An 8980-nucleotide genomic window follows, 5' to 3' on the forward strand; every position below is an offset into this window, starting at 1 on the left:
ATGGTATTGCTGTCCATCTTTTTTAATCAAATATAAGATTTTCAATGACAATTGCAATTTCAAAAATCAATTTCAATTTCAAATTTACATTAACGTCACTTCGAGTGATTTTTTGAAAATTGCGACAAGCTATTTTTAAAAAATTGTATCGAGAACTTTTGAATAGAAAAAATTGTCTTAAACGAGTTCTCGATACATTTCATAAAAAGCTGAACGCATTTTATGAAATACTCGAAGTGACGATTTATTAATATTGGTGTTTATTCAAATATCAATTTCAAAATATCAATTTCAAAATTTCAATTTACACCAACGTCACTTCGAGTGATTTTTTGAAAATTGCGACAAGTTATTTTGAAAAAATTGTATCGAGAACTTTTGAAACGAAAATTTGTCTTAAACGAGTTCTCGATACATTTCATAAAAAGCTGAATGCATTTTATGAAACACTCGAAGTGACGGAGTACTATTATTTATGTTTGGTCAAATTCAATTTCAAAATTCAATTTCAAATTTACATTAACGTCACTTCGAGTGATTTTTTGAAAATTGCGACAAGCTATTTTGAAAAAATTGTATCGAGAACTTTTGAATAGAAAAATTTGTCTTAAACGAGTTCTCGATACATTTCATAAAAAGCTGAATGCATTTTATGAAACACTCGAAGTGACGATTGATTAATTGATGTAATTAATTCAAACCCCAAAACCCAAAACCCGAAACCCAAAACCCGAAACCCGAAACCCAAAACCCGAAACCCCAAAACCCAAAACCCGAAACCCGAAACTCGAAACTCGCAACTCGCAACTCGAAACTTAAAACCTTTTCGTACCTTTGCACAAATTCAAGAAAATGCTTAACATAGGTCAACACAATACGCTTACCATTTTGCGCGATACAAAAGTGGGATTATTTTTAGGAAACGGAAACGAAGCAGACGATGTTTTGTTGCCCAATAAATATGTCCCAAAAGTATTTGAAATTGGCGAAGAAATTACTGTTTTTGTTTATCTTGATCATGAAGAACGACCTGTTGCTACAACTTTAGTTCCGTATATTTTTTTAAACGAATTTGCACTTTTGCGAGTGAATTATATCAATCAAATTGGTGCCTTTATGGATTGGGGAATGGAGAAAGACATTCTAGTTCCGTTTAAAGAACAAGCGCGTCCTATGGAAAAAGGAAAACGCTATTTGGTGTATCTTTATATGGATGAAAAAACCAATAGGTTAGTAGCCTCAAGTAAAACCAACCAATTTTTGGACAACGAAAACATCACGGTTGAAAAAGGAGAAGAAGTAGATTTAATTATTTCACACATTACCGAAATCGGAATCAACGTTATCATCAACCAAAAGCACAAAGGTTTGGTGTATAAAGATGAAGTTTATGACGATGCCATTCGTACAGGTGATAAAATGAAAGGTTATATCAAATTGGTTCGTCCTGACGGAAAAATTGATGTTTCGTTACACAAACAAGGTTTTGAAAACATCGAACCCAATTCGGAGATTATTATGAACGAATTGAGAGCCAGTCGAGGTTTTTTGAGATTGAATGATAATTCAAACCCGGAAGATATCAAGACGGTTTTGAAAATGAGTAAGAAAACCTTCAAAAAAGCAATCGGACTTTTGTATAAAGAAAAATTGATTGAAATTAAAGACGATGGGATTTATTTAGTGCAATAGGAATTCAAATTTATATTGACAACCGCAGATTCGCAGATTTTTATATTAATCTGCGAATCTGCGGTTTTTTTTAATGTTAATAATTTCTAATTAGATATTTTTTTTTGAATTAAATCAGTATATTTGTATATACAAATGTCATTACATTGGAAAGAAAAGCATTTATTAAAACACTAATAGGAGGAGCAGCTATGGCATCATTACAGCCTTTTTACAATTGGACCAAAGATTTAACTGAACAAGAAGAAAAACTTCCAGCATTGTTTATTGGTCACGGTTCGCCGATGAACGGAATTGAAGACAACGAGTTTTCTAGAACTTGGGCAAAATTCGGAAAAGAAATTCCGAAACCTAAAGCTGTTTTAGTGATTTCGGCGCATTGGTTAACTAATGGAACGCACATAACAGCAATGGAAAATCCAAAAACTATTCATGATTTTGGTGGTTTTCCGCAAGCGTTGTTTGATGTTGAATATCCAGCAAAAGGAAGTCCAGAATTAGCAAAAGCAACATCCGAATTAATTACTTTAACAAATGTTGGTTTAGACCACGATTGGGGTTTAGACCACGGAACTTGGACTGTAGTGCGGCACATGTATCCCAATGCGGATATTCCAGTATTGCAATTGAGTATTGATTATAACAAACCACCACAATACCATTATGATTTGGCAAAACAATTGGCATCTTTGAGAAAAAAAGGAGTTCTGATTATAGGAAGCGGAAATATGGTGCACAACCTTCGAATGGTAGCTTGGGATAAACTGCAAGAACCAGAATACGGTTTTGATTGGGCACTAGAAATGAATACAATCTTCAAAGAAAAAATTGGGAATAATGATTTCAAATCCTTAATTGAATATGAAAAATTAAATGCAGCAGCCAAACTGGCCATTCCAACGCCAGATCATTATTATCCGTTGTTGTACAGCATTGCTTTGCAAGATAGTAAAGACGATGTTAGTTTCTTTAATGATAAGCCAGTTGGTGGTTCGCTTACTATGACTTCGGTTAAGATTGGGTAGTTTGTTTTTTTCTTATTTTATATAATTTGAAAAGTAGTAAAAAAATGTTAATTTCGTGTACTTATGTGTAATAAACTCTTAATGTGAAATGACTGATTTAATAAATTAATACAAAATATTGCAATGGAAAAAAATGAAGTGAGTATATTAGGGCAATGGACAAGCGATTTTTTCGCTTTTACTTTGCGAAATAATAATTTTTTAATGATTTTGATTGACGGAATAGAATATAAAGGTACATATTCAAATGGAAATGGTTTTATATCCATTAATTACATCAATAATAAAATATTTAAAAACCTACTTTTAAGGGTTGAATCCATCAATAAATATAAGCTAACAGTTAAATGTTTTTCTGAACCATATTACAATAAAAATATTGATTTTAAAAGAACATATTTTGATATTGATTTACTCAAACAATTTACATCTGACGAACAACACGGTTTAAATATTTCTGATGTCAAAATATATTTAGGGCTTGAAAAACTTCACTTAAATTTTATAAAAAATAAAGACGGAAATAAAACTAATATCTTAAGACATTGGGAGAATGACGAAAGATTTGCAGTTATTCTTGAAAAAAATTTAGTAGAGAAAATCAAAATCAATAATGACATTGAATTAAGTATATTTAGCGAATATAAGCTAGCAAATTTAGGCTATTACACAAACTTTCGCATTGAAGAATTTGAAGAACCTAGAGATAATCGTCCTCACTATGAAGATTCAATAAGAAGTTATGAAACATATAATGGTGCTTATGGATATGATGATGAAACTATTGAAAGTGCTTTTGATGGAGATCCAGAAAATGCTTGGAATATTGATTAACCTAACTTCAATTAAAAACTATAGTTTTAAATCATATTTGTTTTATGGAAAACATTTTAAAATACAATTACATACTTAACAAAACAAACATAACTTTTTTTGAAATTTTAGAAAGAAGAGATCAATTAACTAGTGAAGATCCATTTGTAAATGTTGGTTGTAAGAAACTTTGTGAAGAAATAATTGGTTTAAATTTGAATCTAAATTTTGAATTAAATAAAGATGATTTAGAAACAATAAAATTTATTGTTATTGATGATTTAAATTTTGATGGTAAAATAGATTTTCTTAAAGAGCTTATAAATGTCGAATATGTTTATATAAACGGAAATAATGGAATTGGTAAAATAATTGATTTGTCAGCTATACAATATCTAAAAAAGATTAAATACTTGAATATTCATAATTGTTTAATTCAAGATTTATTACCAATAAGCAATTTAATAGAAATTGAATATTTACTTCTGAGAAATAATCCATTAAAAACAATCAAACCAGTATGTCATTTCAAAAAAATAAAAAAATTAGAAATTTCATATCAACCAGATTGTAGAAAAGAAGAATATTTTACCTACGATGAAACTGAATTTGAGGAACTAAAAATTAATTCTGTAAACTGTGAAATTAAATTTGTTTCTTTTGATGCGTTAACAAATGAGTACTTCACAAAAACCTTATGAAGAAATAAAAAAATGAATTATTGAAACTACAATAATCAAAATTCAAGTGGTTAATTTCTAATTACAATTTTATATAAACTAATAATCAAATAACCTCAATCTGCGGATTAATCTTTTTAATTTCCTCAATAAAAATATCACTCATTTTTGGTGAAATAAACAAATCATCAAATTGATTGTAGGTCACAATAAAACCTTTAGTATCTAAAGCAGGTTTCAACATTACTGGAACATTCAATCCCGAAAAACGTTTTATAGATTTGATTTTGGTGATATCAACTCTACCACGAATTGGTCCTGAACGGTACAATAGAAAGCTATTTTTGATAACATAGCGGGTATCTAATAACACCCAAAGTACAAAACCTGTTACTAACGTAATAATAATTGTAGGAACCAATGGAATATTTCCTTTTGTCAGGTTTAAGACCAACATTACAATAAAAAATAAAACAAGACTCCAAAGGATAACAATGGTAAACGTGTTTTTGGTGGATAGAAATCGTTTCATAATAAATTTTATAATCCCAATTTTGATTTTGTAGTTTTTTCAAACCATCTTTGTGCAAAAGTACCGATATACTTTTCAATTTCAAATAAGAAACACTCATATATACAAAACCTTCTTTACCCGATTTTGAACCCCAAGAATTTTTTACTTTGTAATACATTTTGCCAGTTTGATCTTTCACTTTTCCAACAATGTGCATTAAATGATCGTCTTGCGTGTCTAGATTTTCAAATTCCGCTTGACGGTATTCTGGCGAAATGATTTTCTCTTGTTTGATTTCGGTTGTAATTACTTTGGCATCAGTATCATTTTCGGCAATAACGGCAATACCATTTTTTCCAGAGAACGTATTTTCTGATACATCACAATCCAATGCAACCGTAAATCCGTTATCAATTGCATTATCAATATTCTGAATATATTCATCCAAAGGTAAATTATAAAAACTACCATTTGAAAAATTATCTGGAATATCCAATAAAAAAGGTTTGTACAACGGCTCGTTTATAAAAGAAGAAATAGTAACATAGTCATTTGCATTCAACTTTGTCATTTCCATAAAACTCTTTGGCGTGTATTTTTTTCCTTCATAAGTAAATTCGGTTACGTTTTTACCCATGTACACATCCAAAACGGCATTAATGGCTTCTTTCCATTGTGGTGATAATTTTCTACCCGGATTTTCAACATACGTTTTTAGCATTGCTTCAAGAACAGCAGTCATTTCGGCATGATTGTATTTTTCGTCTGTTGCCAATTTTCCACTGTAAACGCTTTGCGGAACAACACCAAAATCTCTGGCACTATTGATAACATCGTGAGCCAAACCGCCTTCGCCAAATTGTGCTTTGCCTTGACGCATTACATAATTCCAAGCTTTTTTAGGATAAGTATTTCGCACATTATACATTTCAGATAAGTCAATGTGTTTACCAGTCAAACGAATGATTTCGGCTTCAAGGAACGAAGTAGTCGAAAAACTCCAACAAGTTCCTGTAATATCTTGCGAAATTACTGGATTGGCTTCAATGTCTTTAACCGATTGAAATTCGTAGGCTTGTGCATTTGAAAGCTGAGTTCCTAATCCTAATGCGATGACTAAAAGATATTTTTTATACATATTTCTAAGTTTGTTTTTTTTGTTTTTTAATCGTTGGTTTTCTTTTTTTCAACACATAGAATCATTGATTTAAAATAATAAAGAAGAGGTTTTTAAAAATATTATTTTTCACATAGTCTATAAAATCAATCTAAAGCGAAGCGACTACTTCTTAAAATATTTTCTATGTTTCTATGTGTTTAAATTTATTTAATTAAATTTCATTATTTCTTTTCAATTAATTTGAATGATTTTATAAATTGAATTGCAATTTCTGATTTGGTATTTCCAACTAACATCACAATAAAAAAATGATTTTCTTTCATGATACACATGGTTTCCATGTCAACTTCTTCAACAGTTCCTCCAAATTTTTTTGCAGTATATTTACCATCATACAAGAAATTTTCATCTGTTGTTAGCGTAAATTTCCCACCCATTTGAGCTTCAATATTTTTAACAGCTCCATTTTTGGCACCATCAAGAATACCTTGAATTCCAACACCTTCTAATTTTTTTACCAAATCCGCAGGATAAATACTTTCAGAAAGTACTATCAAAAAATCTTCTCCTTCACAGTTATAGGATGTAGTTTCAATTTTTCCAGCTTTAGAATCGACTTGGTTTTTTTCTACTTCAGGTTTACTCGGAAAAGCAGCCATAAATCCAGCATCTGGAAAAACAGTTACTTTTGTTTGCGAAACCGCTGAAATTGAACAGATTAAAATAAATAATAGGGTAAATGTATTTTTCATAAAAAACTTTCTTTTTAAATAAGTCATAAAAATAGTATTTTTACGCTTAAAAAAAAGAATATGTCAGAAATTAATTGGGTAGTCGCTAAAGAGTTTGAAGATATAACTTATAAAAAATGCAATGGAGTAGCGCGAATTGCATTCAATCGTCCCGATATTAGAAACGCGTTTCGTCCAAAAACTACAGCCGAATTATTACAAGCATTTCACGATGCGCAAGAAGATACTTCAATAGGAGTAGTATTGCTTTCTGCTGAAGGCCCAAGTTCTAAAGACGGAATTTGGTCTTTTTGTAGTGGCGGCGATCAAAAAGCAAGAGGTCATCAAGGTTATGTTGGCGATGATGGCTATCACAGATTAAATATTTTAGACGTGCAGCGATTGATTCGTTTTATGCCCAAAGCTGTAATTTGTGTTGTTCCAGGTTGGGCAGTTGGTGGCGGACACAGTCTTCACGTAGTTTGTGATTTGACTTTAGCAAGTAAGGAACACGCTATTTTTAAACAAACTGATGCTGATGTAACAAGTTTTGATGGCGGATATGGTTCGGCTTATTTGGCGAAAATGGTCGGACAAAAGAAAGCTAGAGAAATCTTCTTTTTAGGAAGAAATTATTCGGCTCAAGAAGCTTTTGATATGGGAATGGTTAATGCCGTAATTCCGCACGATGAATTGGAAGCTACTGCCTACGAATGGGCGCAAGAAATATTAGCCAAATCACCAACGTCTATCAAAATGCTGAAATTTGCCATGAATTTAACCGATGATGGAATGGTAGGACAACAAGTATTTGCTGGTGAAGCAACTAGATTGGCATACATGACAGACGAAGCAAAAGAAGGAAGAGATGCCTTTTTAGAAAAGCGCAAACCTAATTTTGATAAAAAATGGTTGCCTTAATTTAGTGGTCAGTTATTAGTTTTCAGTTATCGGTTTAAAGTTTTCAGTTTGCACACAAAGTTTAAATAAACAGTTTGTCATTCCCTAGGAATATCATTGAATAGTATAATTGCAGTTTTTTTCGCATATAAATAAAAGATTTAATTTCATTATGGAAAACTTTACCAACGAAACAATAGACACCAAGCAACTTCCTAGATATGAAGAAGTGCAACTCACTGCTTTGCATCCCAAATATATGTATGTAGTTTTAATAAATTGCGCTATTGTAATTGCAATTTTATTCATTGCTTTTACTGCTTTTTTTGTGTCAAATACCGATGAGTTTTCTAAAAGAATTTGGCTCTTTTTAGGAATTGCAACCGCTGCACTTTCTGGATTGATTTTGTTTTTCTCAATATTAGGATTTAAGAAAAAAGCCTTTGCTTTTAGAAATCACGATGTTATTTACAGAAGCGGCATTATAGCAACAAATACTATGGTAATTCCTTACAATAGAGTGCAGCACGTAGCACTACATGAAGGATTGGTTTCAAGATTTTTTGGATTAGCAAAAGTTGAAATTTTTACTGCAGGAGGAAATTCAAGTGATCTAGAAATTCCAGGAATTGCCAAAGAAGAAGCCGAAAACATCAAACAATTATTGATGGGTAAAATCCAAAAACAACTGTAATGGAAACCAATTTCAATAAGCCGCAACGACAATCTTCCATTGGAATTTTAATTCTCTTTGTAGATTCTTTGCAGAAATTTGCAAGGGCTTTTTTGCCAATTGTTTTCATTTGGTTTTTCAAAGCACAAGGCATGAGTAGACTTTATGTTTTACTTGGATTAGTAGCCATAATTGCTCTTGTTGGAATTTTGGCTTATCTAAGATTTTTGAATTTTACTTTTTATATCGACGATGAAAATGATGAATTTATAGTAAACGACGGAATTATCAATAAAACTAAAACTACAATTCAGCTTAACAAAATTCAGCAAGTTAATATTCATCAAAATTTAATTCAACGACTAATTGGCGTTTATGCACTAACCGTTGATACTGCTGGAAGCGACAAAAAAGAAGGCAATATCAAAGCCATTTCCCATTCGTTGGCTTTGGCTTTAAAATCTAAATTGTTAGACAACGAAGCCATCAAAAAAGAAGTTACCGAAGAAGAAATTATTTCAGAAACGTTAACAGAAGCAAAACCATCCCAACATCCTTTTCTTAAAATTAGCGTTATAAGTTTGCTCAAAGTAGGAATTACGTCCAATTATGTGAGAAGCATCGGATTGATTTTGACGTTCTTTTTTACTATCATAGAAAATTTAAGAAATATTGGTAAAGATGATGTAATCGACGAAGATAAAATAGGTAAAGTAATCGATAATTATCCAGCTATTTATGCTATTCTTTTCTTTATTGTAGTACTATTTGCAATAATTTTCGTGATTAATATTGGAAGAACTTTGCTGAAATATTTCAATTATACTATTAC

Annotated in this window: 10 protein-coding genes and 1 pseudogene; 7 read left to right on the forward strand and 4 right to left on the reverse strand. The window is 31.0% G+C overall.

Annotated elements, in window-relative coordinates; all coding sequences use genetic code 11:
• Positions 1-690: 690 nt before the first annotated feature.
• Positions 691-840 carry a hypothetical protein gene (locus ACH2CG_RS12885; RefSeq protein ID WP_395065830.1) on the reverse strand — a complete coding sequence of 50 codons (150 nt, stop codon included), beginning with the start codon at positions 838-840 and terminating at the stop codon, positions 691-693.
• 12 nt (positions 841-852) lie between these two features.
• Here ACH2CG_RS12885 and ACH2CG_RS12890 point away from each other — a divergent pair, with 12 nt between their 5' ends.
• The 4 genes from ACH2CG_RS12890 to ACH2CG_RS12905 all read left to right on the forward strand — a co-directional run bounded on the left by ACH2CG_RS12890 (position 853) and on the right by ACH2CG_RS12905 (position 4231).
• Positions 853-1692 carry a S1 RNA-binding domain-containing protein gene (locus ACH2CG_RS12890; RefSeq protein ID WP_395065832.1) on the forward strand — a complete coding sequence of 280 codons (840 nt, stop codon included), beginning with the start codon at positions 853-855 and terminating at the stop codon, positions 1690-1692.
• Between the two features lie 146 nt (positions 1693-1838).
• A complete protein-coding gene (gene ygiD / locus ACH2CG_RS12895; protein ID WP_395065834.1) occupies positions 1839-2717 on the forward strand; it encodes a 4,5-DOPA dioxygenase extradiol in 879 nt (292 codons plus the stop codon).
• Positions 2718-2840: 123 nt separating this feature from the next.
• Positions 2841-3551, forward strand: coding sequence for a hypothetical protein (locus ACH2CG_RS12900; RefSeq protein ID WP_395065836.1), 711 nt, complete (start codon positions 2841-2843; stop codon positions 3549-3551).
• 44 nt (positions 3552-3595) lie between these two features.
• Positions 3596-4231, forward strand: a complete 636-nt coding sequence (locus tag ACH2CG_RS12905) for a hypothetical protein (RefSeq protein WP_395065838.1) — start codon at positions 3596-3598, stop codon at positions 4229-4231.
• An 85-nt stretch (positions 4232-4316) separates the two neighbouring features.
• Here ACH2CG_RS12905 and ACH2CG_RS12910 read toward each other — a convergent pair whose 3' ends face one another.
• The 3 genes and pseudogenes from ACH2CG_RS12910 to ACH2CG_RS12920 form a co-directional block, all read right to left on the reverse strand.
• On the reverse strand, positions 4317-4541 hold the full coding sequence (locus tag ACH2CG_RS12910; RefSeq protein WP_395065840.1) for a PH domain-containing protein: 225 nt from the start codon (positions 4539-4541) through the stop codon (positions 4317-4319).
• Between the two features lie 235 nt (positions 4542-4776).
• A pseudogene (locus ACH2CG_RS12915) lies at positions 4777-5862 on the reverse strand (C1 family peptidase); the annotation flags it as partial.
• Positions 5863-6065: 203 nt separating this feature from the next.
• Entirely contained in the window at positions 6066-6596 is a 531-nt protein-coding gene (locus ACH2CG_RS12920) for a hypothetical protein (protein WP_395065842.1), read from the reverse strand.
• 60 nt (positions 6597-6656) lie between these two features.
• Here ACH2CG_RS12920 and ACH2CG_RS12925 point away from each other — a divergent pair, with 60 nt between their 5' ends.
• The 3 genes from ACH2CG_RS12925 to ACH2CG_RS12935 all read left to right on the forward strand — a co-directional run.
• Positions 6657-7496: a 1,4-dihydroxy-2-naphthoyl-CoA synthase gene (locus ACH2CG_RS12925; protein ID WP_395065844.1), complete on the forward strand. Its 840-nt coding sequence runs from the start codon at positions 6657-6659 to the stop codon at positions 7494-7496.
• A 151-nt stretch (positions 7497-7647) separates the two neighbouring features.
• A complete protein-coding gene (locus ACH2CG_RS12930) occupies positions 7648-8169 on the forward strand; it encodes a PH domain-containing protein (protein ID WP_395065846.1) in 522 nt (173 codons plus the stop codon).
• Positions 8169-8980 (forward strand): PH domain-containing protein (locus ACH2CG_RS12935; RefSeq protein WP_395065848.1); only part of this gene is annotated, 812 nt, incomplete at its 3' end. The genes ACH2CG_RS12930 and ACH2CG_RS12935, both read left to right, overlap by 1 nt.

The sequence above is a fragment of the Flavobacterium sp. genome (assembly GCF_043778725.1).
In the GTDB taxonomy this organism is placed as follows: Bacteria; Bacteroidota; Bacteroidia; order Flavobacteriales; family Flavobacteriaceae; genus Flavobacterium.